Raw genomic sequence first — 25,508 nt, forward strand, 5'->3', positions numbered from 1 at the left:
GCGTATTGTTTTTATATTTTGGAGTGGGATGTTTTGTTTATGGTACGATAAATGCAGGTTTAATCTTACGCTTGAATGAAGGAGGTATCACATGTCAGGTTTGAGCAGTATGATAAAGTATACGATCAACACATTCAAAAAGGCATATATGATGGCAAGGGGACTGGACTACAACACCCTGAGCCAGTACATCCTCAACATAAACAAGACAACCAACGTTGGCGGCATCCTCTATGAGGCATCGAGGTGCCTGAAGGATATCCTCGACTACGAACTCTTCGGCTTTGTAATAAGAAATGGGGAATTTACAGACATATGGGTTGACCCGCGCCGTTACAGGGAGCTACTCCTGGTCATCGTAAAACGCGACTTTGGCGAGCAACCCGCAAGGTATGAATTCCAATACTTTTATCCCGAAAATCCGACAGGGAGTCAAGAAATTGACGGTATTAATGTCGATGACGTCCTGTCGTATCTAATCACCAACGAAAAGTGCATGGCCAGAATGTATGTAATCCCCCGACGAGGCCTGTTTAAATATCACGATGAAATTATAAATATCGTTGCAAAGTCAATCGGGGTGTCGTTAAACAACAGCATGAACCTCAGAGAGATGGAGATTGCGGCAACCATTGACCCCCTGACCGGTCTTCTGAACAGGCGGGCGCTGTACAAGTTCATCGAACACGACATAGCCAACGCAAGGCGGCATAACACGGGGTTGTCGATTATCATGTACGACATTGACCATTTCAAGCGTGTAAATGACACCTACGGTCACTTTGTCGGAGACGTGGTGCTGCAGGAGGTCTCACGGATCGTAGGAGCCGCAATACGCAAGAGCGATTACGTGGCGCGCTTTGGCGGAGAGGAGTTTCTGATCGTCCTGCCCTATACGCCGCTGAAGGAGGCCATAGAGATTGCCGAAAGGTTGAGACAGAGTATCGAGCACAACCGCTTTGATATCTGTGGCAATGTCATAGCGATCACGTCGAGTTTCGGTGTTGCCGAGTTGCGGGAATGCTCCGACCGGGACTCAATCGTCTGCGAGGCCGACGCAATGCTCTATGAGGCCAAACGACTGGGCAGAAACACCGTCATTGCAAACATAAAGGATGATTACACCCTGGAGTGTCTGTGTTAAGTTTAAAGACGTGGATTCCTGCGCACCTGCAATTGTCCCTGCTCCGGTGCCCTATCCGTTTTCAGACAAGGCAATTCGAAATATTGACAGAGACAGTCAGGGGTTGTTATTATACAATATGCACCAGAAGTTTGACATAGCACTAAAGGACATCATAAAAGATGTGCCAGGGGCATTTTTGAAGTTGCTGACGGGGTATGAAACAGGCAAATTCATAGACGTTCAATTCCCTGATATTCAGTTGAGAGAGGCCGATATCGTAATTGAGGCACCCGATGGTGAGATAATCCATATAGAGATACAATCGACAAATGATGCCACGATGTTAGGGCGCATGTATCTCTATTCTGCGTTTATATACAACCAACACAAGAGGTTACCGATACAAATCGTCTTATATGTTGGCAATAAGCCGTTGAACATGAAACATAGTATAGCCTCTGGATTAACCACGTATGCCTACAGATTGATAGACATACACAATCTTGACGGCGATCCGCTCATTGACAGCAATAACCCCAATGATAACGTGCTAGCTATTCTGTGCAAAACCAAAGATACAGATGCCACCATCAGGAGGATACTTGGTAAATTTTCCCTGCTATCGCACAGGGAAATGGAGAACTATATCAGAAAATTGCTATATCTTTCAGGCTTAGGAAATTTGGCCTATAAAGTAAAACAGGAGGTACTGAACATGCCGATAACAATTGATCTGGATGAGTACGAAATCTTTAAGGATGTCTTCGTAAAGGGTGAACTCAAAGGCAGAATGGAAGGCAGAATGGAAGGTGAACTCAAAGGCAGAATGGAAGGTGAACTCAAAGGCAGAATGGAAGGCAGAATGGAAGGGATAGAAGATATGCTTGAAATCAAGTATGGCCCTGAGGGACTTGAACTTATGGGAATGGTCAGGGGAATTGATAAGATAGACAGACTGGATGAGTTCAGGGAGCGTATCAAGCAATCCGTTTCGGTAGCCCAGTTGAGATTGTACCTGCAGGGTAATGCCTGAGCCGTACTAATTGTCTAATGTGGCACTGTTACTACGTTTGAGTAATATGGCCACACTTGTATGCAGTGATACCCTCTCATCTCTGACAACATATCTGCCTCCTATAGTGGTGTTATTTGAGGTGTATTACAATTTAGCATAGATTTTATGCGAGGCAGCGGGTGTTGTTTCGTATAGATTTTAGATGAGGCAATCGTTGTCTTTTATTATTCCGATGATATGTGCTATAATATCTTTATGGGTTGTGAGATAGATACGGGGTTATTAAAGAAAGAGATAACGGTGCTTTGCGTTGAGGATGAACTCATCATTATGGAGAGTCTGAGGCTCGTGCTCAAACGTCGGTTCGATCGGATTTACATGGCCTCAAATGGTGAGAAAGGGCTCGCGTTGTTCAAAAAGCATGACATAGACATCGTAATAACCGACATCCTGATGCCCGTAATGGATGGCCTCGAAATGGTCCGAAATATCCTTGAGCTAAAACCCGGTACGCCTGTCGTCGCACTGAGTGCAATCAACGATGGCCCGCTTATGAGACGAGTCAAGGAGCTTGGCATCAAGCGGCACATTATAAAACCGTTCAGCGATGAGGAGTTCTTTGCGGTCATCTATGATGCAGCCATGGAGGCCTACCAGTTGCGAGGGCAATCTACCGCTTAAATGCCATCTTGATGGCGTACATGTTATCATCGTGGTGCATTTCCGTGTCAAAGTCCATGCCCTCAAACAACCTGATCATTGAGCGGTTGTGTGCGAGCGTCTCTGCCGTAAAGCCCAGCAGACCCTGTTGTCTGGCTATAACGCTCAGGTGGTCCAGCAATACCCGCCCAATCCCCTTGCCCTGATAATCATCCCTGATAACTAATGCCACGTCGGCAAAGTGGGTGCTGCCGTTGACCTCATACTGCCCCATTCCGACTACAAACTCGCCTGTCTCTGCCAAATGTCTCCCGTTGGGGAGCACTGCAAGGATAATCACCACTCTGACGTAATCCGCCGTCAGATACTTCTGCAACCGCTCATGCGGCATGTCCTTGCGGACGGATATAAACCGCCTGTAGAGGGTTTCGTCGGAGAGACTGTAAAAGAAATCCTTCAACAGCGCCTCATCGCTGATCCGCACCGGACGCAGGAGGACGTCAACCCCCTTGGAGGTGGTCCTGCGCACCTGCAATTGTCCCTGCTCCGGTGCCCTATCCGTGTGTATGTAGACCTGGTCATGGTAGATGATGTTGAGTGCCCTGGCCTCTTCGATCAGTTGTGCCCGGAAGTGCGGGTGGGCAATGGCAATCAGTTCCATGGCACGTTGCCGGATGTTTTTCCCGTAAAGGTAGGCAATCCCGTACTCGGTTACGACATAGTGGACGTCGCCACGGTTGAGCGTGACCCCGGCTCCCTCATTCAGAAACGGCACAATCCTCGATATCTGCCCCTCTTGTGCCGTGGACTGGAGGGTCAGGATGGTCTTGCCGTTTTTGGCCATGATCGCCCCGCGCATGAAGTCTGCCTGTCCGCCGATGCCGCTGTAGAACACCCGTCCAATGGACTCGGCAGAGGCCTGACCGGTGAGGTCTATCTGCAGTGCGCTGTTGATGGCCGTCATGTTGTCGTGTCGGGCAATGACCATCGGGTCATTGGTGTAGTCTATGGTGCGGAACTCAACGGCGGGGTTGTCGTTTAGAAACTCGTAGGTTGAGTTGCTGCCCATGCAGAAGGAGGCCACGGTCTTGTAGTGATTGAGGGTCTTTTTTGAGTTGTCTATGACGCCCTGCCTTATCAACTGCACCAGACCGTCGGAGAGGAGTTCCGTGTGTACGCCGAGGTGTTTTTTACCGGCGAGGTTGACCAACACTGCATTGGGGATGCTGCCGTAGCCCACCTGTATGGTGTCGCCATCCTGTACCAGGGCGCTGACGTACCTGCCAATTGCCTGCACGATGTCATCCTCGGCATCGGACTTGTACTGGAGGAGGGGTTCGTCGGCGTGGATGACAAAGTCAACGTCCCTGATGTGTATGAATCCGTCGCCGTGTATCCTGGGCATGTTGGCGTTGACCTGGGCGATGACAAGTCTGGCCGATTCCACGGCGGCCTTGACGATATCGACGCTTATGCCGAGGCTCAGAAAGCCGTGTCTGTCCATGTGGGAGGTCTGAACGAGCGCAACGTCAATGGGGACGAGCCTCCGGTAAAAGAGCTTGGGTGTCTGGGACAAAAACACGGGCGTATAATCGGCCAGACCGGTGTTGACGGCATTGCGCGTGTTGTTGCCGACAAAGAACGAGTTGTGGCGGAAGTTGGCCCTGAACCTCTCATCGGCATAGGGGGCCACGCCGAGGCTCCAGACCTGAAACAGTTCGGTGTCAAAGAACGCCTTTGGGTGTCCCCCGACGTACCCGACAAAGGCCCGCAGCAGGTGCTGAGGTTCCCCGCAGCCAGTGCCGATAAATATCCTGTCGCCACGGCGGATGTGGCTGAAGATATAGTCCTCCAAGGCCATCTTTTGCCGGTACAGCCTCTGCAACTCGTCGGACTGACTGTGGTCGTCACTCATCGTTGTAGTGCGGAGTGGGTTAGTAGTTTTCGGCCAGAATTTCGAAGTGTGCCGTTGGGTGGTCGCAGGCTGCGCACCGTTCGGGGGCAGTTTTTCCCTCAACGACGAAGCCACAGTGACGGCACTTCCACTTAACCTTTTCCTGGCGCGTGAAGACCTCGTTGTTTTGTATGTTTGCCAGGAGCTTGCGATATCTGCGTTCGTGGTAGGTCTCCACGATTGATATTGCCCTGAAGGCTGCGGCCACCTCCTTGAACCCTTCCTCTTGTGCGGTCTGTGCAAAGGACGGGTATAGCGTTGAGTGTTCGTGGAGTTCGCCCTCTGCGGCCTGCCTGAGGTTATCCACGGTCTTGCCGATTATACCGGCGGGATAGGTGGCGGTCATTTCGACGTCGCCCCCTTCGAGGAACCTGAAAAACTTCTTGGCGTGTACCTGTTCGTGGTCTGCCGTTTCGAGAAAGATGGCCGATATCTGCTCGTAGCCCTCCTTCTTGGCCACCTTGGCAAAATAGGTGTAGCGGTTGCGTGCCTGAGACTCACCGGCAAAGGCTGCCAGCAGGTTCTTTTCGGTCTGTGACCCCTTCAAGCTGTTCACTGTTGTCCTCCGTTTCTCTTGTTAAGATTAAGATATGGTTGCAATGTCTATATTCTAACATTTATCGGCGGGACATTGTTTCAATGCATTGGTACCTAATACATATAACAATTTCAATATGTGAATTAAAATTCACTGGATTTTATTTTTCATATCATTTATACTTGCTATCGTATGGATGAAAGGGCAGAAGATACAATAAAAAAACAGATGGAGACGTTATCGGAGCACTCGTCGAAGATCAAGAGAATATACCTTGAGCTGAATGGTTATGCGTTTTTTCATGGCCCATCGGAGGTAGATAACGCAGACAGCAGATTTATAGGCCGCAAGCGGTTAATAGATAGGTTAACAAGCCTTCTCACCAACGATGAGTCAAAGTCCGGGGCATACCTGGTTACCGGTTTCAGGGGCATGGGCAAGACAAGTCTGGTAAATAATGTTATTGCCAACGTAACAACCGCCGGAAGAAGTGGCAATGTAGCAGCAAGGTACTTTAGAATCATGTTGTTGCTGCTTTTTTTACCGCTGATAGAGATAAATTGGGTTACTATATCTATAAATTCAGCCCTGATAGTATTGTTGGCCTTTTATCTTTATCGCAATGCCCTGACAATGAATAATTTGTCAAAAAATAAGTCTTCCTGGAAAGTAGATTTATTTTTGGTTCATTTGAGAAATATTACTACAATTTCTAAAGAAGAAACTTCAAAATTTAAACTTAAAATAGCTATTCATGACTTTTTGATAGTTTTAATGTTGCGATACTGTTCGACTTTTGTGATATTTCCTTTTTATCGTTTTTATGAATCGACATTTCAATCTTCTGTTTCGTTAGAAAATATTTCTGATTACAATTTTGCATTGCACGTGTATTTAATAGTCGTTTTGCTATCAATAATAGCAAAATTCGTATTACAAATGCTAATGAGCTTTAAGAAAGAATCCACTTTTATACAAAAAGTGGAATATGTTTGGGATAATATTTGGTCTGCTTTTATGAGTTTTATCAATAAACGCTCTAATTACAGTCATCGGATATATGTAAAAATTAATCTGGGACATGATAATTTAAAAGAGATTGATATTTTGAGGCTGATAGCAAAAAATATTATAATTCAGTTTAATGAATTTTCAAGTATTAGACTGCGATTTCCCTTGCCGGATATGCCAAGTTTATTATTCAAGATACTAATTATTTACACTATATTGAGTATTATATATTTGATTCCACCAATAATCTACGTCAATAATGTGATAAAAATAAAGAGTGGATTGGTAAGATATTTTCCAAGTCAGGCACTTTTCATGTTGAACAATGACAATCAAAGTAATTTTAAAACAACTTTACTCAATGAAACAGATAAGAATATTTATGAGAAATACATATCAATTTTCCATGAAACAAAAAACTATAAAGACGGTATGTTGAATAAATATGGATTAGAAAATAATATATTCTATGATGCAAGACACAAAAACCAAGAAGAAACAAGAAGCACAACAGACAACCTATCTATATCTGGAGGGCAAGTAGAAATTACAAGCAGCATAAAAATAAACACTAAAATCGGAAGTAAGACAACAGAGAGAAATGAAATCCAAAAGATAACCAATGCCATCGATATGTTTATTAATGCTTTATATTGTAAAACGGTAGATATTCTTAGTATTCAACCATTATGGGTTATAATTAATGAACTAATATACAAGCATTTTATTATTATTCACAAACGATATCAATTCTTTCCTCACCAAGTAGATTACCTGTTTATCGGATATTTCATTTTACTGTGGTTTCTTGGCACTGTTATTTTCAGATACAAGTTGTTTGGTTTCAGTACGTTTGGTAGTGTCCGTAAAAACATAACGGAGCTAAACGACAGTATCAATGCACAGGTTACAAGAGAAAGCGGGGCTGAAGCCGCGGTAGGAAAGTACAGGGCTTCATTTTTCAGAATGTTTGGAAAACAAAACAAGATGTACCCAAGAGCGGATGCTCGGGAAATTGAAAAGCAGCTTATAGATATTTTAAACGAAATAGACGCTATTCCCAGGTTGATTAAGCGACCTCAATTTATTTTCGTATTTGATGAATTAGACAAGATAGAGCCACAGTTAAATATACTGGAAAAAGAAGAAGTGCTGACGTCAACCGGTGGTGATGGTATGCCATTTTCTAATCATGAGACCAGAAAACGTCAGCAGGTCATACTTAAGATATTGTCAAATCTCAAGTATTTTCTTACCACGGCAAAGGCTAAATTCATATTCATTGCCGGCAGGGAAATGTATGATGCCTCACTTGCCGATGTATCTGACAGGAACTATTTTATGGGTAGTATTTTCCATGACGTTATTTATGTAAACAGTTTTTTGACTGACTCAACCGAGCACAAATTGCATGATATCACAAACATGACGGAACAGTATGTCTGTAAATATCTTATCCCAAACTTCTATATAGAAAAAACTTCCAGTGAATACTCAATTAAAACCTACCGTGGGTATTTGCAGGATGAGATATTTAAAATCGATAGAAACAAACCTGAAGAATATCAGATCAAAAAGTTGAAAATTGAAAAGTTACTCGTAACCGTCAACAATTTTATAACCTATCTGACATATAGAAGTAACGGTTCACCCAAAAAGCTGACACGTTATTTTGAAAAACACGTTGTACAAGCTGATAAAAGAGAGTTAAAAAAATCTGATAACTTGTGCGTAGCCAGGAATTCTAATAATTTGTACCTGGAATTTGGATTTTTTGATCAGTATACGTTGGGATTGGTTTCATATATTGCCACCCCTGTTATTCTCGCCATAGAGAGGGCAATAAAGGACTTTGGTGATAAGATTCTGGTTTCAACGTCATTTATAGTTGATCATATCTACAAGTATCACAGACATGCCTTTACATGGAGAAGTCTTGAGGTAACTCCGGAGATACTGGATATCAACAAGGCGCCTGAATTGAGAGAACATATAGAGAGAATTATGCAGTTTTTATCCAAAAACAATATCCATGAGATATTAAGTGGCCCATACCACTTCAGATTTATTAAAAAGACGGCAGATGAAATTTCATATCTGTCAAAGATATCAGAAAGAGAGTCTGCTGCCTTCAACTTTACCCTGGATGAGTCAATTGCGTTAAAAAGGCATTATAAGGCATATCAGATGGACTTGGAAAAAAAATATGCCGATTCCTTTGCTCCAGAAAGCATTTTAGTTATTAAATCTATTAGCTTTGTTCGTATGATCTTGGGAGAACTGCATTTTTATGATGAAGAGTATCATGATGCAATAGTCGAGCTACTGGAATCTATACAACAATTAAGCACTATCAGTGAAGTAGAAAAAATGGATGTTTCAACATTTTACATCTATATCAGGGCTATGATGTTACTTGGTCTTGCATATGAAAAAGCAAAATCTTTTAATTCTGCTTTTACTACGTATGGGAAAACCACATCTATAATTCTTGACTATAAAGACAAAGTTGTGTATAATCAACCAAACTCTCCTATATCTCTTTTTGAAAATAAACGCCATCTTTACCAACCATTACTGGCTAAACTGCAAATTATTGAAAAGAAAGGCTTAAATGGAATTACCTTCAGCGATCTTGTCAGGATTGAGGAGGAACACAACAAGCTCATAGGTAAAAACTTTTCAGAAAAATTTATCATAGAGTCAGAGTTCTTTTGTAAACTTGGAGATATTCTATATTATAAAAACGGGGTAATTCCAGGCAATGACTCTGCTACATTAGATAATAGCTTAGAGTTACAAAGAATTCCATCTTGCATGAAAAGAAAGTTTTGTCTAAATGCCTTATTACCTTTAAACCCTACAGATATCAAGAAAATCAGATATCCATGTCGAGCCTGTGATTACTACATAAGAAGTCTGAAGGTGCTGTGCAGAGATCACCTTGGGATACAAATAACAGGAGACGTATTGGATGCGAAAGAATATCTTCCGAAAATGCTGACTACGATTGTCAGGGACGATTCTGCTGATTTTTCACAAAAAAATGTTATCGCATCAAACGCCATAGGCAATATATTGTCAAACATGGGAGATACATTTCTCTCATGTGTAAAACCCAAACATATTGACAATGTTGCTCTCGTTAAATTTCTGGAAAGCACACAAGAAGACAATATTGCTAACAATGTAGACACTCTTAACTCTTTTATTGCTGATTATTACGATAAGGATGGAAATGGCCTGTACCGTGTGTTAGTTTTTTATTGTGCCTCTGCTTTGTTTTTTATAACCGGGAGAATGCACAAAGATTATTCCTTTCAGTTTGCCAAGATTTTACATTTGATAAAACAATGCCTCAATACACAATGCGAAACCCCTAGTGAACGAGAAACCCCTATAATAACATGCAGCAACAACTTGATATATATGATAGGAAAAACAATAATTAAGAGAATCATTCAGGGTATCTACAGATCATATGAAAACGTTCACAGATTGGAAATAGAAAAAATCGAAAAAATTCTTGAAACCTCAAATGACATAACGGATTATAACAATATTTCTTTATCCGGAGATATTCGGGAAATTCTAATCAGCTATAGCGAAATCAAGCTAAAGTGTAAGTGCTCTGATGTCAAATTAAAAGACAATTTTATCTCGCCATATACAACCATCTATACAATGAGAAACAGAATTATAGAACTTAACTTTAAAGTAAATATGAATGAAAAACTCTTTGCTGATTTAACCGGTGATACAACTAGTCTTGATTCAACATACAGACTCATTGGAAATTATTATGATCCAATAAATAAAATTTCATACAATGCAGCAATAAAGTTTCGTGAACTGATTGATGAAATTAAGCATAACCGGAAAGAAATAATAAGAAATACTTTTGATTTACCTTATCCTCAGACTATATCCCCTGAATTTGTCATAGAATTTTTAATAACTGATTCTATTTTCTGTCTGCGTGAAGTCATTAAAATATGTAAAACCTATGGCTTCTCTTATGATAGAACCCATTCAGATATAGCTTCGGCTCACCTGAAACTTGCCATTTGGTGTGATTACTATACCGCCTACAAAGATTATGACAAGGGTATTGAAAAAACTCTTGAAAAACTTATCGGTATGTCGGAAATGGAGACTATAAATCCCAGATATCAATATGAAATGGCCAGATATCACTGCTTGTGTGCAATTGAAACCCACAGCGAAAGAAAGTCATACAAAAACATAATCGAAACAATGTACTATTTAAACGATGATTTTAACGACAGTCTCTATCATTTTTACGCAGCCCTGGAAAGATTTATGATAAACACCAAACAGATTGAGCAAATGATCACGATAAGCAGAGAAAGAACTCAAAAGGATAAGCTCTATGATCCCAAAAACTACCACCCGCAACCAGAAAAAAGTATAAACTCAGGATTTGACGATGGCAGGGTAATGATCCAATGTCCTACAATATGTTCTATCAATGATAAATTGGAAGCATTAAAGAATGGGCGGTTTGACCTGATATGGCTGCAAATGTCATTAGATTACAGTGCCGTAAGAGCTTACAACGATAATAAATATATTAAGTATATCAAATATTTTGAGAATTACAAAACTATTTTAAAAAAACTATTTGAAAACGGGATTGAACCAATAGCGGACATTGTACTTAAAGACTATGCCAACACGCAACTGCAGCCTCCTAGTGATACCGATATTATCAAATACCTGCTACATTTGCAGTCAATGGGATACCGAGGGTGGTGCTACAAAATGGAACAAGGAAGTACTCCTGAAAAAATAGCAATCTACAACGAGAAAACCCGTCCAACGTTTTCCGTACTGGAGTACGATAACAATGAACAGGACAAACACCGTGATATGGTCTGGAAAACAGCAACACCCTCTTGGGACATCGAAACTGCCAGTTGCATCTTTGATATCAAGACACGTAACATTTTAACGAATATGACAGATTGTCTTAAACTGTACATAGAAGAAGAACCGGATAAGGTGCCTGCTCCTAAGGAAAAACGGTATAAGGCGCCTGGTCTGATTGGTGATACAACCGACGGAATACCATGGAAAAATAAGGCTGTCACTCTCTGCAGCAAAACCGGTGTAAAAAACACTAATATTGAAAAAGGCTATGTCTATATTCTCACGCACCCTGGCATACCAACTGTTCATTGGCAACACTACTTTAACTCAGGCGACGCCCTGCAGAATAAAATCAAGCAACTGATTAACGCACGCAAGGAAGCAGGTGTCCACTCCGGCAGCAAGCTCCACATCCAAAACAATGCCTGCCAAAACGGTGTCTATGCAGCAATGATCGAAGGCAATTTGGGCCAACTATACGTTCGCATAGGTGGAGACGATAGCAACTGGCATCATGATCACTCCGACTATAAAGATACCACGCTGTCTGTAGATGGAACTAAATGGAAAGTGTGGGTGTTAAGGAAGCACCATAAACAGCCATTCCCTATGCCAACAGACGGGGAGTAGTGACAAGCTTTGATGGTTCGGGCGATGATTACAGAGGCTTACATATCGGGTCAGTTAGGGAAGGCCATATACGAAGGGGGCTTGATGATATGTGTATAATATTGCGAACTATGAGTTTCAATACTGAGATTGGTAACGAGTTTTAAATTTGGAGGTTACATGGGGGCAACAGGCACGGAGCACTACAGATGTCCTAACTGTGGAAGGGACATAATTACTGATGATAGAAATTGTCCGGATTGCAAAACAACCCTTGCTCCCGTAAACGTAAGGGAGGCACAGCGGACTACCGAACAGGACGCCCTGCAGCGGAGATATGACGAGGCTCTTCAGACGGCAAAGAATAATGACACATACGATAACGCAATGATATTTGAAGGGCATCTTAAAAAGTCCTTTGCTGTGATTAACATGGAGCTTGAAGGTTTACACAGCTTTATAACAACGAAGGATGATAAATACTTACCATATGCCAGACGTGTGAATGCAGGAGAGATGAGGCCATTAGAGGCTGAACAGGATATGCTCAGAAGAAAGGTGGACAAAATGCTTTTCGGTGTAGATGGTAGTGATATCTGCTATGCTGCAATTTCCATTGATGGCACCGGGGTTAAGAAATATGGCAATTACACAATTTGTCTGTCTGACAAGGAGATTAGTACAAGGACTACGCTTCTTGAAGAAGATTCGTTTAAATTTACAGAGAGACACAATCTTGCTGAACACACCGAAATACCTCCTGGATACAGGGCATTATGGGCAGACAGACACAAGTTAGCTGTTGCAAAGCTTGCCCATAAACTCCAGAATAGCTTTACTGATTTAGAATATGCTAACATATTAGTAGTAAACAGAGAACGCAGGAATAAGTATGACTTTATAGAAGTACACATATATGATGGCTTTAGGAACGAGGCTGTAGATAAAGTGTATGGTCCGCCCCCGGCGGATCCAGACGAGGATATATTGTGGTCAGCAGTGAAAGATAAACTTGAAATAAAAGGCAAGCAATGGAGTGAGAGATGATTACGGAAGTATATATATCTGGCCAGTTAGGGAAGGCCATATATAAGGAAAACGGTAAGTTATTTCTCATACACAACAAGAAGGACAATAAACCTGTTGAGTGTGACAGGCATGATTATTCGCTGTTTTTTGGCGTTGCCGGCGACTATGAGCATATCCTGTATGCCGACACTACGCTTGAAACACTGAGGAATGAGCTGTCTTTTCGGAGTGCAGCCTTTAATGCGATGACCTTTTTGATAATCGGGATGGACGTTGAGCATAAGGTTGATTTAAAAGAGAAAGCGATAAGAAGGGCCCAAGAGATACTTGCCAACAAGGACAGTTTATCGTTTGCCAGGAAGCGGCTTATGTCTTGCCTCCTGCCGGCGGATACCGATATAGACCGGGCAATAGAGATATCAAGGCGCATGGGGGCCATGTTGACGCTATCAGTATATGAAGAGGTCTTGCGCTCACAGCCTGTCATCGGGCAGGTGCGTGCTATCTGGGATGACGTTGCCGCCCGCAGGATAGACGGTGAGGATGAGGTTAAACACGCCGAAGGGGTCTTGTTTATAAACGGTATATTTGCCGACTTCGTGTATGCCGTGATGACTCGTGACATTAGCGTCATTGACGATATGATTTCAAGTGTTCGCAAAAACAGGAAATTGAATGAACAGGTCAAGGGTATTGTGGTCTTGCTGTATGACATGAGGGCTGCCCTCATCCCGGTGGTCAAGGCAGGTGCAGTGGGTGATGCGGTTGATGATATCGACCCGATTGAAGCACTGATAAAGAATTATAAGGACAATACGCTACAGTATATAAATCGAAATATTTATCGACGTGAAGTTAAAGATATCGTTGATGAAAAAATAAATGCTATAAAACAGCTCATATCGCAAAAAAACAGCAAGAACCTTGAACGATGTCTTTACGATGTAAGCTATTACAATCTCAATAATGGAGGGAGTCAGTACCTGGTCATGACTTATTGTAATCTTGCTATTCATGCAATGCGTATCCATAAATGGGGAATGGCAGAGAGGTTGCTTGATTATGCAACTCTTCCGTATATAAAATATGCGGTTATTTGGGCTTTACAGTCTAAACTTTTTGAAATTAAGGATATTTTTGAAAAGACCTTGAGCATATATGACAAAACGGTAGCCTTATCCCAAAATGATGCAGCAGTCTGCTGTGGCCGTGCGGAGGTCTTGAGGGAACTGGGCAGACTTCCTGAAGCCTTGAGCGCATATGACGAAGCGGTGGCGCTATTCCCAAATGATGCAGCAGCCCGCTGTGGCCGTGCAGAGGTCTTGAGGGAACTGGACAGGATAGACTATGCCTTGAGTGCATATGACGAAGCGGTGGCGCTGTTCCCCCCGAAATGGCCGTGCGGAGGTCTTGAGGGAACTGGGCAGACTTCCTGAAGCCTTGAACGCATATGACGAAGTGGTGACGCTGTTCCCAAATGATGCAGCAGCCCACTGTGGCCGTGCAGAGGTCTTGAGGGAACTGGACAGGATAGACTATGCCTTGAGCGCATATGACGAAGCGGTGGCGCTGTTCCCGGATGATCCAACGACCCGAAATGGCCGTGCGGAGGTCTTGAGGGAACTGGACAGAATAGACGACGCCTTGAGTGCATATGACGAAACGGTGGCTCTATTCCCAAATGATGCAGCAGCCCGCTGTGGCCGTGCAGAGGTCTTGAGGGAACTGGACAGGATAGACTATGCCTTGAGCGCATATGACGAAGCGGTGGCCTTATTCCAGATGAATGCCGTAGCCCGATATGACCGTGCTAAGGTCTTGAGGGAACTGGGCAGGCTTCATGATTGCCTTGAACGCATATGACGAAGCGAGCAGACGTTTGCAGTGCGGAGTAGACAATGTGAAGTAGCCTGATAACAGGGATTACTTTGTCAATACACTTTTGAGGGGACTTAACATCGCCAGGAATTCTTCATAGGAGATGATCCTGACGCCGAGCTTTCTTGCTTTTTCGAGCTTTGAACCGACGCCGGCACCGGCAATTAGATAACTGACGGCCTTTGATACCGCTGCCAGACACTTGCCGCCGTTTGCAGCGATCAACTCCTCAACCTCCCTGCGCCCTACCGGCAGGGTGCCCGTTATCACAAATGTCAGACCGCTCAGGATTGCCGGCCTGGAGTGCTGTGCGGTGTGGTCGGGGTTGGATATCCGCAGCCCCAGCGACTTGAGCGCATCAAGCGTCCTGATGTTTTCGTCGTCGCTGAAAAATCCGCTGATGCTGTGTGCGATCTTTTCACCCACCTGGTCAATGGATAGCAACTGAGTGACCGTTACGTGGTAGAGGTCATCGATTGCGCTGAAGTGTTCGGCCAGGAGCTTTGATACAAACGTGCCCGTGTGCGGGATGCCAAGTGCGTAGATGACACGCGCAAGGGTCGTCTCCTTGGCGGCCTCGATGGCATCCAGGAGGTTGACCACCGACTTTTCGGCAAACCTGGGCAAATTAAGAAGATCGTCCTTGGTCAGTGAAAAGACGTCAGTGAGGCTCTTTATCAGGCCGTGTTCGTGCAACAGGATGATGTTTTTTTCACCCAGTCCGTCGATGTTCAACGCATTGCGACATACAAAGTGCATTAACCTCTGACGCAACTGCGCAGGACAGTTTATCCTGATGCACCGCCATGCCACCGCCCCCTCTTCCTGCACCACGTGCGCCCCGCACTCCGGACAAACGGTTGGCGGCGGAAACGGCTCCCGCCCGGCCTCACGCATGGTCGTGTCAACCGCAACAAGGTGCGGGATCACATCCCCGGCACGCTCAACCACCACGGTGTCACCAATGCGAAGGTCCTTACGATTGACCTCGTCCCAGTTGTGCAACGAACACCTGGCCATGGTCACGCCCCCCACACGCACCGGCTCCAGCACCGCCACAGGGGTCAGTATCCCCGTCCGGCCAACGCTCACCTCTATGGATGTCACCTTCGTCACGCCCCGATCCCCCCTGTACTTGTACGCAATTGCCCAGCGCGGTGTACGGGTCTTTGTCCCCAACTGTGCACGCAACGCAAAGTCATCCACCTTGATCACGGCCCCGTCAATCTCAAACGGGAGGTCGGCACGTTCACGCCCTATCTGCGCTATGACCTCGATGGCCTGCTCAATGTCATCGACCCGCCGAAAGATAAACGGTGTTGCAAACCGCTGTCCCCCAAGCCACTGCATCAGCGCACTCTGCGACGATATCTCCACCGCCCCCCGGAGCAGACCAATACCGTAGAAGGCAACGTTTAACTTACGTTTGGCCGTGACCGCCGGGTCCAACTGCCTGATGGAGCCTGCTGCGGCATTGCGCGGGTTGGCAAAGAGTGATTCACCGGTGGTCTCTCTCTCTGCGTTGAGCGCATCAAAGTCTGCCGTGCTGATAAAGACCTCGCCACGGACATCTATCTCCTGGACGTCTTCGGTGAGGAGCCTCAGCGGGATTGACCGGATCGTCCTGATATTGAGTGTGACGTCCTCTCCGGTATGGCCATCCCCGCGCGTAGATGCCCTGTACAGGAGGCCATTGCGGTAGGTCAGCTCAATGGCAAGGCCGTCGTACTTTGGCTCCACGGTGTATTGGACGGCAACGGGGTTGTCCAGCAAACGCCTGATGCGTTGGTCAAACTCCCGCACCTCGTCAAACGAAAACGTATCCTGCAGCGAAAGCATTGGCACGTTGTGGGTCACCTTGCCGAACTTCTCCGACGGAGCCGCCCCAACCCTCTGCGTCGGGGAGTCGGGAAGGATGATGCCGGAGGTCTGTTCAAGCCCCCGGAGCGTGTGAAACAGGTCGTCGTACCGGGCGTCCGTGATTGTCGGTGCATCCAGGACGTGGTATCTGTAGCTGTGGTCGTTTAGTTCCCTGACCAGCCTGGCTATATCTTCTTCAGCAGGTGTTTTCATATGCTACAGGAATATTAACATGACCGGTGACTTTTTGTTAATGGTACACAGGCTTTAGATAACCGGGTTAGAGAAAAAAAGGAAGGTGTCTAAATTACCCCAAAAGCAAAGATAAGAGCAATAACAACTTTTCGCTTGTTATACCGGCCTTTTTGAGAATATTCGATAAAGTTCCTTTTCTAAGCGGCCTGTTTGAGTGGATTGGCACCGGGATGGTAATTGTACCATCCTCTGTGGGTTTCTGGTATATTTTATGGCTACCGGTATGTCTTACTGATTTAAACCCTTCTCTTTCAAGTACTCTGCAAAGTTCTTTGCCGCTTAGGGGAGGCACTTTACCCATTTATAAATAACTCCAGTTCCTCTTTGATGACCGAATCAGATAAGAAGGGAATGTTATTAACCCCAACAACCTCAATATATCCCTGTGCCGCATCTTTGAGCATGTCAATTGCCTCGTCTATAGAATCTCCCTCTGTTGTAATATCCAGTTCAGGGCAATACACTATGTATCCACCTTCCTCTGCCGGTATTAATTCCGCTGTAACTTTAACTTTTCTCATGTTTCAACTCCATATGTTTAGTATATTAACATGACCGATGACTTTTTGTTAATATAGAGGGATGAAGGTTTGGTTCAACGGAGCGATGTTGCCGATAGAGAGTGCAACTGTCTCTATCCTTGACCACGGTTTTTTGTATGGTGATGGTGTATTTGAGACGCTGAGGGTCTATGATGGCGTGGTCTTCGAGCTTGAGGAACACCTGAAGAGACTTTATCGGTCGCTGTCGCTGATCGGTCTGGATATCAGCCTGGATATCGGTCTGGGACAGGATGCCCTCACCGCCGCCATCCATGCCACGTTGCAGGCCAACAACCTCAGCAACGCATACGTCAGGGTCACCGTGACCAGGGGCGTGGGCGAACCGGGACTCGACCCGGCTCTGTGCAGCACACCAACGGTAATAGTGTTGGCACGCCCATTTAAACCACACATCGAAAGCTCCATAAAGGTAGCGCTTGTTAAGACGAACAGAAACCTCGCCACTGCCATTAATCCTGGGATCAAGTCGTTGAACTTCCTCAACAACATCCTCGCCAGGATTGAGGCCAAAGGCGCTATGGCCCAGGAGGCACTGATGGTGAATGTCCGTGGTCATATATCGGAGTGTACGGTGTCAAACATCTTCTTTGCAAAGGACAGCGTTCTGTACACGCCCTCATTGAGTTGCGGCATCCTTGATGGTGTAACCAGAGGGCTGGTGCTGAAACTGGCCAGGAAGGAGGGCATTGAAACACGACAAGGGGAGTACTTTCCTGCCACTTTGTACAGGGCCGGCGAGGTCTTTGTGACAAACACCTCAATGGAGATCATGCCCGTGCATAGAGTTGATGACGTTACATATCCCATCGGGCCGGTGACCGCTGCCCTGCGCAACAGCTTTGCCGCATACAGAGACGCCTGTGTCAAGCGTGGGAGACCCCGTTGAGGTGCGGTTGCCGATTTATTTACTCTGGCATGTGTCCCATTTACGTTGACGGCAAGCAGAATTCGCAAGATATGTGTTATACTCAGATTAATGATACGAATTACGATTTATGGATTGAAGGAGGTATTGCAATGAGGTTTTTGGTGGTAGTAGCAATGTGTCTGTTTACGATGATTAGTATTAATATCGGGGTGGTTTGTGCCGAGGAAATAGGCAGCGTAGATACAAAGTTCAACCTGCTTACGCCTAATCACAAGATAGTCATAGAGGCCTTTGACGACCCAAAGGTTGAGGGAGTGACGTGCCATTTGAGCAGGGCGCAGACTGGCGGAATGAAGGGCGCCGTCGGACTGGCCGAAAACCCTTCGGATGCCTCCATAGCATGTCGTCAGATTGGCACGGTGAAGATTAAGGGCACCCTGAAGGATGGTGAAGATGTCTTTGAAAAGCGGACGTCCGCACTGTTTAAGAAACTCCAGGTAGTCCGTTTCTATGACAAGAAGCGCAACACGCTCGTATACCTCGTCTATAGCGACAAGATAGTTGAAGGTTCGCCCAAAAACGCTATCTCTACCGTACCGATAATGCCGTGGAAATAAGGGGTGCATGTCCGCATTGCATCAAATAAATCCTGTGTCCAAGCCCACCTACAGAGTATCACAGGGTGTCATACGGTATCACAGGGTGTCAAAACTGGGTGCAAACTGCACCCACCCGATGCAGGAATGCGCCCAAAAAGCACCCACCCCTTGGCCGACATAGACCGTTGTTTTTCCTCGTGCCACGGTATAACGACACTGCACCCAAAAAACACCCACCCAATCCACCACATGTGAAGTAAACTTCACTGGATTTTCCGTACCGCCATCGGTTAGCCTATCGGCAGGGTGATGTGATATGACCGACATCAACAAGTGCTATGAAATGCTTGGCCTCAAGCTAGGGGCTACAGAGAAAAAGGACGTCCACTTGAAAATCTCAATCATATATTTCATCATGGCTGCCTATGCCTATTAGCTCAATAATATTAGCCTTTAAGATGAATCTAATCCTTATGTCGTAAGTTACATGGCATGACCAGAAATCTTTTAACTCCCCTGATAGTTTATGCGTCTTTAGAGATTGGTCAAAAGGATTAGAGGTTAAGTTTTTGATTGTCTTTGTAAAGTCTTTTCGTAACTGTGGATTCTTTTTAAGGAATTTGTTGGCTTGTTTTAAGAAAGCAGGTGTAGCCTTAATCTGCATCGTCTATCGCCTGCATTAGCTCCTCAACACTGTTAAAGGTTAGTCTCTCTTCTTGGTTAGAGGTTAAAATCCTATCTTTAGCCTCTTGATATTTCATGAATCTTATAAAATCAATTACCTCCGATTTCTTTGTATCAGAAAGCTCATTAAACATGTCTATTATTGTAGTTGCATCTGCCATATCTTACCTCCTTATTAAACGATACCTTAATTTTATTGTAGTCTTCTAAAAAGTCTTTGTCAACCCCCCCTGTCCCCCTACCCCTCAACGCCACATGAAGTTTTGTTCACATGCTGATTTCGTAATGTGAAGTAAACTTAACTGGATTTTCCGTACCGCCATCGGTTAGACTATCGGCAGGGTGATGACACATTAAGAAAAATGATGGTAAGGAGGGGACATATGGAATATTTATATGTAGCACAGCGGATACGTATGTTAATGAGTTTACAGGGTATGAAGAATGAGGCAGAACTTGAGAAGTTTGCAGAGGTAGAACAGGGTACAATAGCCTTGATATCTGATACAAATGTAAAGCCGGACACAAAAACATTGTTTAAGATCGCAAAAGTGTTCAATATACCGACAGAATTGCTATTAACCAAAAACACAATACGTGCGGGTAAGGTTATTGCTGCATTGTCTATTCAGGAAGAGCATAAAGCAACAATAGCAGAATATTTAGAAAAAGAAACCGATTACCTTAGTAAGGTAGAGACGGTAAACAGTAATAGCCATTCAACAGTAACAGAAGGCATCAAACAAACAGCTATTATCACAGAGACCGGCATCAGTCAACAGGTATCATCGAGCGAAAAGCCGTGTCCATATGGTGGCTTATAGATGTGTTTATGGTTCTTTCAGGCATATTTAGGGACAAATCTAATTTGGTAATACCATGTACAACAGAGGAACGGAACAAAGCCTATAATAGTATTCTCAAAAGCTTTTGTCAATCCCACTTAACAACTAACCCGCACCCGTGTTATCTTAATAGTGGAAGAAATACTCGTGAGCTGTCCACTGGCTTTATTAGTGGAGTTTTAGTTTATAAGAGGCTTCAAACGCCCGGCACTCCACCTAACCGTAAGGCGGTGGCTACTCACGAGGTAGTTGCAAGTGCCGGGATTTTTAATTCCGGAGATGCAAAAACTCGTGGAGGTACGTTATGAACGTACAAAACAACTTACCAGCAATAACCCAAGTCAATTTTCATGAGGACACCCTAACCGCAATCGAGCAGGACGGCAACGTATATGTTGCCATGAAACCCATCGTTGAATCTTTAGGGCTTAATTGGGAAGCACAAATCATACGGGTTAAAAGATATCCTTACCATTTGGTGGGTTTATATAAATTAGTTCCTGGGATAGGGTCAGGGAGTTGACTATTTGCTAAAACTGTCTTTCTAATCATTTTCCTGAAATCCGCCGTTTTGTTTAATTCTACAGAAGGGGTACAATTATAAGGAATAAACCAACCTATCTGTTTATTAAATTCAGTTTTAACAATATTCAAGGCTTCTTTTATATCACTATCATTTGATATAACCACAGCACAATCATATCTGTCATGGCATGCGTCATTTAATAAATGCACCGCAAGATTTACGTTTGAGCCTTTTTCTTTTGTCTCATTAATTTCAATTGTACGGATATACTCTAAGTTGGTGACATTGGATTGTCTTTGTATGTTTGCAGGCTTAACTATAGGTTTTGGTAAAACCAACTTTCTTTTGTCTGTCAAAAAAAAGCCATAAAAGATTTTTATTTCTGGTATGTAGGACTGCAACGCTCGTAAATAAGTTTTTTGTCGTATAGGGCGCCCTGGGTCATTTATCCCATTTACAAGAGCTGTAAAATACTTTATCGAAATAATGTTATCTTCAGGTTTTAACAGTCTTTTGCACATATCTTTAACATCAAGCCACTTATAGCTTGTGTTCTTCAAGGCTCTGTAATAAAGGTTAAAACCATCTATATATACATAAACACGCATAAAAACACAGAGGCATCTTTCGATGCCTCGTACCCTGGGTCGAAACCACAGGGGAAGTAATATCATAGTCAATATGGTTTAGTCTATAACTACGATGGTATTTTTGTCAACCCCCCGAATTGCCTCATCTAAAATCTATACGAAACAATACCCGTTGCCTCACTTAAAAATCTATACGAAATTATAATAAACCTCATATAACAACATTACAGGAGGTTTATATGTCGTTAAAGAGGAACGAAAGGCAAGCAGTAACAAAGATATTTTCTGAAAGATACAAAGCAGCAGCAATTCTCAGTGATTTTGCAGAATGGCTTTTTACAAGTATTTTGCTGTAGACATAAAAAATATTTTTCGTAAAGATTCTCCACCTTTGCCTGCAACTAGCCTCCAAAAGTTTGGCATTTTGTTCCAGGAAAAGACATGGAATGACAAAATTTGCCTCTATGTTTTTTATCCATTATTATGTTAAATTTATACACCAAGAAAAGCAGATTTCAAGGCAAGATTTGCTATCCATACTGTTTAATTTGTTGTTTTTCTTGCAAACTAAAATTAGGTCGGTATACATGAAGATAAAGAAGCATTTATCATTTGGAGCTTTAGTGAAGGTATTTTCCACTATCCTGGAAAAGATACAGGATTACAGGCAAGCCGGCAAGGTAAAATACACCATACATAACGTGTTCATGTCTGGCCTTGCTATGATGTTCTTTCAGGGGTAGTCCTGTACAAGTAGTGATGCATGTAGACTAAACCCTCATTATTCAATAGTCCATGTCATTCCCACGAAAGTGAGAATCCATCTTTAAAAACAGCATTAAATACCTGATTAGGAAAAACCACCAAAGAATAGTATCACTACCTCTACAGGACTACCGTGAGTTTTACATGAATCCTGAAGAGATGCCAGTACACAAGACTCCGCAGGAGCAGGAGATGTTAGATTTCCTAAAGAGTGCAAAAATAACTGATCCCAAAGTCCTGGAATATGTGTTAAAAACATGGCTCCCACTTGTTCAAACAAGCAATGGCGAACCAAATCCTTTGTTTGATATTATTACAAGTCTTGCTAAAAACAAACGAACCCCACGAAGAATAAAATAAAACGAGCTTGCGATTAACATCTCAACTTCCTATCGGTAAAACAGCTCAAAGCAGGAGGTAACGCAAACATTGACAAACGGAGGCGACATGGATGATAATATAGGTATATTAGAAGCAACGCTACCGGCGTTGAGAACAAAATTTAGTGGGTATAGAGAGGAGCAATTAATGGAAAGAAAACCTTTGGAACTGACCGACAAGGAAGCCTATCTTGATTATCTTAAGTCGATAGCTGAAAAATACCCTTTCTTAGCGGTGATGGGGTTGCGTGTACTATAAGAGATAGATGTTAAGGCAGTATAAGAGGGCTCAATTTTACAATGAGATGTGTAGCTTTAACGCTCTAATTCTTGAACTTCAAAACATTCGGTATCTTCATACATCGCAAATTGAGGTATTGCGTGTATATATACAGTTTGAGAATATGGCTTCACATGGGAATGAGGTATCGGTGGAGACGGCACAATGGGCGTTGGAGGCGATACCGGCCATACTGGACGAAATAAAGGCAAAAACGCTACAGGAGGTAACACCATGACGTTTGAAGACGTAATGATGGGCTTTGAGGCTATCGGGAAGGACTTTGAGGCTATCGGGAAGGACTTTGAGAGGATGAGGAAGGATTCTGAGGAAAGAGGAAAAGAGCTTAAAGATGTAGTCGCAGGTCTTAGAGAAACACGGGAGACCGTGAACGCACTGACTGGCAAATGGGGGAATTTTGTGGTAGGGTTAGTTTTACCGGCAACAAAGAAAATGTTCAAGGAACGTGGGATTGTTCTAAAAAACATTTTTAAAGGCGCTGAAAGCGACGAAGAAGACGCTAACATGGAAATAGATATCCTGGCTGTTAATGGTGAATACGTAGTAGCAATAGAGGTTAAGAGTACATTAGGGGTAGACGATGTGAATGATCACCTGACCAGACTGTCCAAGTTTAAACAAGCATTTCCTACTTACGCTGACCGGCAGGTCATAGGTGCCGTAGCAGGCATTGTCATAAACAAAGGGGTTGATCGATATGCTTATCAAAAAGGGCTGTTTGTTATCGGACAGAGCGGCGATACGGTCACGATACTCAACGATGAGAAGTTTAAACCTCGGTGCTTTTGAAACAACTTTAATTCCGTAGAATTCTACAGAATTAAAATTCTTAATTACTTATCAAAATCTTCCAACACATCGGCAAGTTCCCCCATCTTTAGAGTTTCCGGAGATACACCTTCTCCAGAAAACTTTATTTCCATTATATCCATACCCGTGTCTCCATACCTCTACTATACCACACCCACCACCAACCCGTAAACTCAAGACGTGGTGTCGGGTTTTGAGGAAAGGGAAAAATCTTACCACAAAGCTAATTTTTCTCTTGACATGTTCTTATCTCTACGCCAAGATAAAACCATGAGACAAACGACAGAGACAACAAAGAAGGCAACGACGATGACAGCAGCACCGATAGCAACACCGACCACAGCAATAGCCCAGACAGCCAGGGCGCTCGGGCTGACGGAGATGGAGGTAATCGAGTCAGAGGTGGAGAGTTTAACCAACGGCTATCTGGCAATCGGGGACTTGTCACCGGAGGCACAGATGATAGCGTCACAGATGGGGTACTGCCCCGACATATAACAATCAAACCAGGGGCGAGGGTGACAACCCCTCCCCCGAAAGGAGGCATTTAATGATAGAAGAACAAGTAAAGGAAGCAGTGGCATGAACAGATTGTGCGGATGCAGTATACCGGGCTGCACGAAGGAGATAACAAACAATTACCGTCGTTGGAAAAGACAGTACCTTGCAAGTCAGCGTAACAGGAAAGGGTTCCTGAGTTGGCCGTGGAATACCGTATGGAATTATGCGGCATAGAAAGGAGGTGATAGCATGAGCGAAGAGACAAACGTCGTAGAGGCAACAGAAGAGCCGATAGAAGAAGTAGAAGGCGATAAGGAAACAGAAGGCCCCGAAGCCGAAGACTAAACGGCAAAGCAAACACCACAGGCCGGGCGGAGAAAGGAGAGCGACCGCAGACAGCCCGACTCTCTCCCGCTCCGGTGGGAGACCTAGCCGACAATAAAACATTGGAGGGAACATGAAGGGATTATTGTTTATAGGTATAGGAAATAAGGCATCAATCAGAATGCTGATACAGATAGCGCAAAGGAGAAACAATGCAAGATATAGTTGACACACAAGAGGTCGTGCCGGAGGTCATAAAGAAACCGTATCTGTCGTACTCAAAGATATCGATGTTTCTTAAATGCCCACGGCAATATGAATACCGGTATATGCAAGGTCTTAAACGGCCACCGTCGGGCGCCATGAAACAATCGAGTGCCTTTCACGAGACGGCAGAGGTCAACTACAAACAAAAAATCTTCTCTGAAACAGACATGTCGCTTGCAGATATGCTGGATACGTTCTCTCAAAGGTTTGACGAAATCTTTGCACTGGAGGAAGTTGTCTCTGATGAGGGTCACACACAAGACAAACTCAAAGAGCAAGGTGTCGAGATCGTCAAGGTACACCATGCAGAAATCGCACCGACAGTACAACCTGCATTGGTAGAAGAGAAATTCCTAATCAGCCTCGGAAATGATTTCCCATTTGACCTGTTAGGCATATGGGATGTCGTAACTACCGATAATCTTATTATTGATAACAAGGCTTACAGCAAGACGCCTTCCCAAAACGATATCGATACAGACCTGCAACTTACCGCTTATGCCCTGGGGTTTCGCATTTCACAACAACAGAAAGGCTGTGCAAATATCGACAACACGTACAAATGATGAATGTCGATGGTTACTTGGACTGATTGAAAAAATAGTAATGGCGATCATCGAAGGAAATTTCTATCCTAACCCCACAGGCTGGCATTGC

At 44.0% G+C, this 25,508-nt stretch carries 25 protein-coding genes; 17 read left to right on the forward strand and 8 right to left on the reverse strand.

Annotated elements, in window-relative coordinates; genetic code table 11:
• Positions 1–91 precede the first annotated feature (91 nt).
• From Mcas_RS02955 to Mcas_RS02965, 3 genes are all read left to right on the forward strand, one after another.
• Complete coding sequence (locus Mcas_RS02955) at positions 92–1,144, forward strand: GGDEF domain-containing protein (protein ID WP_052566793.1); 1,053 nt, start codon at positions 92–94, stop codon at positions 1,142–1,144.
• 118 nt (positions 1,145–1,262) lie between these two features.
• Positions 1,263–2,159 (forward strand): RpnC/YadD family protein, encoded by an 897-nt coding sequence (locus Mcas_RS02960; protein ID WP_156033056.1) that lies wholly within the window; start codon positions 1,263–1,265, stop codon positions 2,157–2,159.
• A gap of 237 nt (positions 2,160–2,396) precedes the next feature.
• Positions 2,397–2,822, forward strand: coding sequence for a response regulator transcription factor (locus tag Mcas_RS02965; protein WP_162176242.1), 426 nt, complete (start codon positions 2,397–2,399; stop codon positions 2,820–2,822).
• Here the strand turns inward: Mcas_RS02965 and Mcas_RS02970 are convergent.
• Entirely contained in the window at positions 2,812–4,716 is a 1,905-nt protein-coding gene (locus Mcas_RS02970; protein WP_040334016.1) for a bifunctional acetyl-CoA hydrolase/transferase family protein/GNAT family N-acetyltransferase, read from the reverse strand. The genes Mcas_RS02965 and Mcas_RS02970 overlap by 11 nt on opposite strands.
• A 19-nt stretch (positions 4,717–4,735) precedes the next feature.
• Complete coding sequence (gene rbr, locus Mcas_RS02975; protein WP_040334017.1) at positions 4,736–5,311, reverse strand: rubrerythrin; 576 nt, start codon at positions 5,309–5,311, stop codon at positions 4,736–4,738.
• Positions 5,312–5,485: 174 nt separating this feature from the next.
• On the opposite strand from rbr, the gene Mcas_RS02980 reads away from it, so the two are divergent.
• The 4 genes from Mcas_RS02980 to Mcas_RS02995 all read left to right on the forward strand — a co-directional run bounded on the left by Mcas_RS02980 (position 5,486) and on the right by Mcas_RS02995 (position 14,698).
• Positions 5,486–11,827 carry an alpha-amylase C-terminal beta-sheet domain-containing protein gene (locus Mcas_RS02980; RefSeq protein WP_040334018.1) on the forward strand — a complete coding sequence of 2,114 codons (6,342 nt, stop codon included), beginning with the start codon at positions 5,486–5,488 and terminating at the stop codon, positions 11,825–11,827.
• 159 nt (positions 11,828–11,986) lie between these two features.
• Entirely contained in the window at positions 11,987–12,853 is an 867-nt protein-coding gene (locus tag Mcas_RS02985; protein WP_040334019.1) for a zinc ribbon domain-containing protein, read from the forward strand.
• Positions 12,850–14,271 carry a tetratricopeptide repeat protein gene (locus tag Mcas_RS02990; protein ID WP_040334020.1) on the forward strand — a complete coding sequence of 474 codons (1,422 nt, stop codon included), beginning with the start codon at positions 12,850–12,852 and terminating at the stop codon, positions 14,269–14,271. The genes Mcas_RS02985 and Mcas_RS02990 overlap by 4 nt, the downstream gene beginning before the upstream one ends.
• A complete protein-coding gene (locus Mcas_RS02995; RefSeq protein ID WP_040334021.1) occupies positions 14,246–14,698 on the forward strand; it encodes a tetratricopeptide repeat protein in 453 nt (150 codons plus the stop codon). Before Mcas_RS02990 ends, Mcas_RS02995 begins: the two co-directional genes overlap by 26 nt.
• 60 nt (positions 14,699–14,758) lie before the next feature.
• Here Mcas_RS02995 and ligA read toward each other — a convergent pair whose 3' ends face one another.
• The 3 genes from ligA to Mcas_RS03010 form a co-directional block, all read right to left on the reverse strand.
• Positions 14,759–16,786, reverse strand: a complete 2,028-nt coding sequence (gene ligA / locus Mcas_RS03000; RefSeq protein WP_040334022.1) for an NAD-dependent DNA ligase LigA — start codon at positions 16,784–16,786, stop codon at positions 14,759–14,761.
• Between the two features lie 94 nt (positions 16,787–16,880).
• Entirely contained in the window at positions 16,881–17,129 is a 249-nt protein-coding gene (locus Mcas_RS03005; protein ID WP_040334023.1) for a type II toxin-antitoxin system HicA family toxin, read from the reverse strand.
• The gene (locus tag Mcas_RS03010) at positions 17,122–17,349 is read right to left on the reverse strand and encodes a type II toxin-antitoxin system HicB family antitoxin (protein WP_040334024.1); all 228 of its coding nucleotides are present in this window, start codon (positions 17,347–17,349) and stop codon (positions 17,122–17,124) included. Before Mcas_RS03010 ends, Mcas_RS03005 begins: the two co-directional genes overlap by 8 nt.
• 61 nt (positions 17,350–17,410) lie before the next feature.
• Here Mcas_RS03010 and Mcas_RS03015 point away from each other — a divergent pair, with 61 nt between their 5' ends.
• A complete protein-coding gene (locus tag Mcas_RS03015; RefSeq protein WP_040334025.1) occupies positions 17,411–18,277 on the forward strand; it encodes an aminotransferase class IV in 867 nt (288 codons plus the stop codon).
• Between the two features lie 131 nt (positions 18,278–18,408).
• Positions 18,409–18,876 (forward strand): CreA family protein, encoded by a 468-nt coding sequence (locus Mcas_RS03020; protein ID WP_040334026.1) that lies wholly within the window; start codon positions 18,409–18,411, stop codon positions 18,874–18,876.
• A 379-nt stretch (positions 18,877–19,255) separates the two neighbouring features.
• On the opposite strand, the gene Mcas_RS19125 is transcribed toward Mcas_RS03020, so the two are convergent.
• A complete protein-coding gene (locus tag Mcas_RS19125; RefSeq protein WP_040334027.1) occupies positions 19,256–19,522 on the reverse strand; it encodes a type II toxin-antitoxin system RelE/ParE family toxin in 267 nt (88 codons plus the stop codon).
• The gene (locus tag Mcas_RS03030; protein WP_040334028.1) at positions 19,512–19,703 is read right to left on the reverse strand and encodes a hypothetical protein; all 192 of its coding nucleotides are present in this window, start codon (positions 19,701–19,703) and stop codon (positions 19,512–19,514) included. The genes Mcas_RS19125 and Mcas_RS03030 overlap by 11 nt, the downstream gene beginning before the upstream one ends.
• A gap of 276 nt (positions 19,704–19,979) precedes the next feature.
• Between Mcas_RS03030 and Mcas_RS03035 the strand changes: the two genes are divergently transcribed.
• Together Mcas_RS03035 and Mcas_RS19130 are read left to right on the forward strand one after the other, a co-directional pair.
• Positions 19,980–20,366 (forward strand): hypothetical protein, encoded by a 387-nt coding sequence (locus Mcas_RS03035; protein WP_156033058.1) that lies wholly within the window; start codon positions 19,980–19,982, stop codon positions 20,364–20,366.
• 325 nt (positions 20,367–20,691) lie between these two features.
• Positions 20,692–20,910: a phage antirepressor N-terminal domain-containing protein gene (locus Mcas_RS19130; protein WP_081853565.1), complete on the forward strand. Its 219-nt coding sequence runs from the start codon at positions 20,692–20,694 to the stop codon at positions 20,908–20,910.
• Here Mcas_RS19130 and Mcas_RS03040 read toward each other — a convergent pair.
• A complete protein-coding gene (locus Mcas_RS03040; RefSeq protein WP_040334030.1) occupies positions 20,856–21,521 on the reverse strand; it encodes an NYN domain-containing protein in 666 nt (221 codons plus the stop codon). The two genes, Mcas_RS19130 and Mcas_RS03040, sit on opposite strands and share 55 nt — an antisense overlap.
• A gap of 569 nt (positions 21,522–22,090) precedes the next feature.
• On the opposite strand from Mcas_RS03040, the gene Mcas_RS17965 reads away from it, so the two are divergent.
• The 6 genes from Mcas_RS17965 (at position 22,091) to Mcas_RS03075 (ending at position 25,417) form a co-directional block, all read left to right on the forward strand.
• The gene (locus tag Mcas_RS17965) at positions 22,091–22,246 is read left to right on the forward strand and encodes a hypothetical protein (protein WP_156033060.1); all 156 of its coding nucleotides are present in this window, start codon (positions 22,091–22,093) and stop codon (positions 22,244–22,246) included.
• A gap of 166 nt (positions 22,247–22,412) precedes the next feature.
• Entirely contained in the window at positions 22,413–22,628 is a 216-nt protein-coding gene (locus Mcas_RS03050; protein ID WP_040334032.1) for a hypothetical protein, read from the forward strand.
• A gap of 87 nt (positions 22,629–22,715) precedes the next feature.
• Positions 22,716–22,907 (forward strand): hypothetical protein, encoded by a 192-nt coding sequence (locus Mcas_RS03055; protein WP_040334033.1) that lies wholly within the window; start codon positions 22,716–22,718, stop codon positions 22,905–22,907.
• 255 nt (positions 22,908–23,162) lie between these two features.
• On the forward strand, positions 23,163–23,738 hold the full coding sequence (locus Mcas_RS03065) for a hypothetical protein (protein ID WP_040334035.1): 576 nt from the start codon (positions 23,163–23,165) through the stop codon (positions 23,736–23,738).
• 291 nt (positions 23,739–24,029) lie between these two features.
• Complete coding sequence (locus Mcas_RS03070; RefSeq protein WP_040334036.1) at positions 24,030–24,257, forward strand: hypothetical protein; 228 nt, start codon at positions 24,030–24,032, stop codon at positions 24,255–24,257.
• Positions 24,258–24,796: 539 nt separating this feature from the next.
• Positions 24,797–25,417, forward strand: a complete 621-nt coding sequence (locus Mcas_RS03075; RefSeq protein WP_040334037.1) for a PD-(D/E)XK nuclease family protein — start codon at positions 24,797–24,799, stop codon at positions 25,415–25,417.
• The last annotated feature ends 91 nt before the right edge of the window (positions 25,418–25,508 follow it).

Source organism: Candidatus Magnetobacterium casense (assembly GCF_000714715.1).
Taxonomy (GTDB): Bacteria; Nitrospirota; Thermodesulfovibrionia; order Thermodesulfovibrionales; family Magnetobacteriaceae; genus Magnetobacterium; species Magnetobacterium casense.

Excerpts from the sequence above, each read along its gene's own strand:
- Mcas_RS03015 (WP_040334025.1), top strand. The coding sequence starts at position 17,411 with ATGAAGGTTTGGTTCAACGGAGCGATGTTGCCGATAGAGAGTGCAACT.
- Mcas_RS19125 (WP_040334027.1), bottom strand. The coding sequence starts at position 19,522 with ATGCAGATTAAGGCTACACCTGCTTTCTTAAAACAAGCCAACAAATTC.
- Mcas_RS03035 (WP_156033058.1), top strand. The coding sequence starts at position 19,980 with ATGAAGAATGAGGCAGAACTTGAGAAGTTTGCAGAGGTAGAACAGGGT.
- Mcas_RS03030 (WP_040334028.1), bottom strand. The coding sequence starts at position 19,703 with ATGGCAGATGCAACTACAATAATAGACATGTTTAATGAGCTTTCTGAT.
- Mcas_RS02970 (WP_040334016.1), bottom strand. The coding sequence starts at position 4,716 with ATGAGTGACGACCACAGTCAGTCCGACGAGTTGCAGAGGCTGTACCGG.
- Mcas_RS02955 (WP_052566793.1), top strand. The coding sequence starts at position 92 with ATGTCAGGTTTGAGCAGTATGATAAAGTATACGATCAACACATTCAAA.
- Mcas_RS19130 (WP_081853565.1), top strand. The coding sequence starts at position 20,692 with ATGAACGTACAAAACAACTTACCAGCAATAACCCAAGTCAATTTTCAT.
- Mcas_RS03040 (WP_040334030.1), bottom strand. The coding sequence starts at position 21,521 with ATGCGTGTTTATGTATATATAGATGGTTTTAACCTTTATTACAGAGCC.
- Mcas_RS03010 (WP_040334024.1), bottom strand. The coding sequence starts at position 17,349 with ATGAGAAAAGTTAAAGTTACAGCGGAATTAATACCGGCAGAGGAAGGT.
- Mcas_RS02985 (WP_040334019.1), top strand. The coding sequence starts at position 11,987 with ATGGGGGCAACAGGCACGGAGCACTACAGATGTCCTAACTGTGGAAGG.
- Mcas_RS03050 (WP_040334032.1), top strand. The coding sequence starts at position 22,413 with ATGAATCCTGAAGAGATGCCAGTACACAAGACTCCGCAGGAGCAGGAG.
- Mcas_RS03005 (WP_040334023.1), bottom strand. The coding sequence starts at position 17,129 with ATGGGTAAAGTGCCTCCCCTAAGCGGCAAAGAACTTTGCAGAGTACTT.
- Mcas_RS03020 (WP_040334026.1), top strand. The coding sequence starts at position 18,409 with ATGAGGTTTTTGGTGGTAGTAGCAATGTGTCTGTTTACGATGATTAGT.
- Mcas_RS03075 (WP_040334037.1), top strand. The coding sequence starts at position 24,797 with ATGCAAGATATAGTTGACACACAAGAGGTCGTGCCGGAGGTCATAAAG.
- Mcas_RS02980 (WP_040334018.1), top strand. The coding sequence starts at position 5,486 with ATGGATGAAAGGGCAGAAGATACAATAAAAAAACAGATGGAGACGTTA.
- Mcas_RS03055 (WP_040334033.1), top strand. The coding sequence starts at position 22,716 with ATGGATGATAATATAGGTATATTAGAAGCAACGCTACCGGCGTTGAGA.
- Mcas_RS03070 (WP_040334036.1), top strand. The coding sequence starts at position 24,030 with ATGAGACAAACGACAGAGACAACAAAGAAGGCAACGACGATGACAGCA.
- Mcas_RS02965 (WP_162176242.1), top strand. The coding sequence starts at position 2,397 with ATGGGTTGTGAGATAGATACGGGGTTATTAAAGAAAGAGATAACGGTG.
- Mcas_RS03065 (WP_040334035.1), top strand. The coding sequence starts at position 23,163 with ATGACGTTTGAAGACGTAATGATGGGCTTTGAGGCTATCGGGAAGGAC.
- Mcas_RS02960 (WP_156033056.1), top strand. The coding sequence starts at position 1,263 with ATGCACCAGAAGTTTGACATAGCACTAAAGGACATCATAAAAGATGTG.
- Mcas_RS17965 (WP_156033060.1), top strand. The coding sequence starts at position 22,091 with ATGAAGATAAAGAAGCATTTATCATTTGGAGCTTTAGTGAAGGTATTT.
- ligA (WP_040334022.1), bottom strand. The coding sequence starts at position 16,786 with ATGAAAACACCTGCTGAAGAAGATATAGCCAGGCTGGTCAGGGAACTA.
- Mcas_RS02990 (WP_040334020.1), top strand. The coding sequence starts at position 12,850 with ATGATTACGGAAGTATATATATCTGGCCAGTTAGGGAAGGCCATATAT.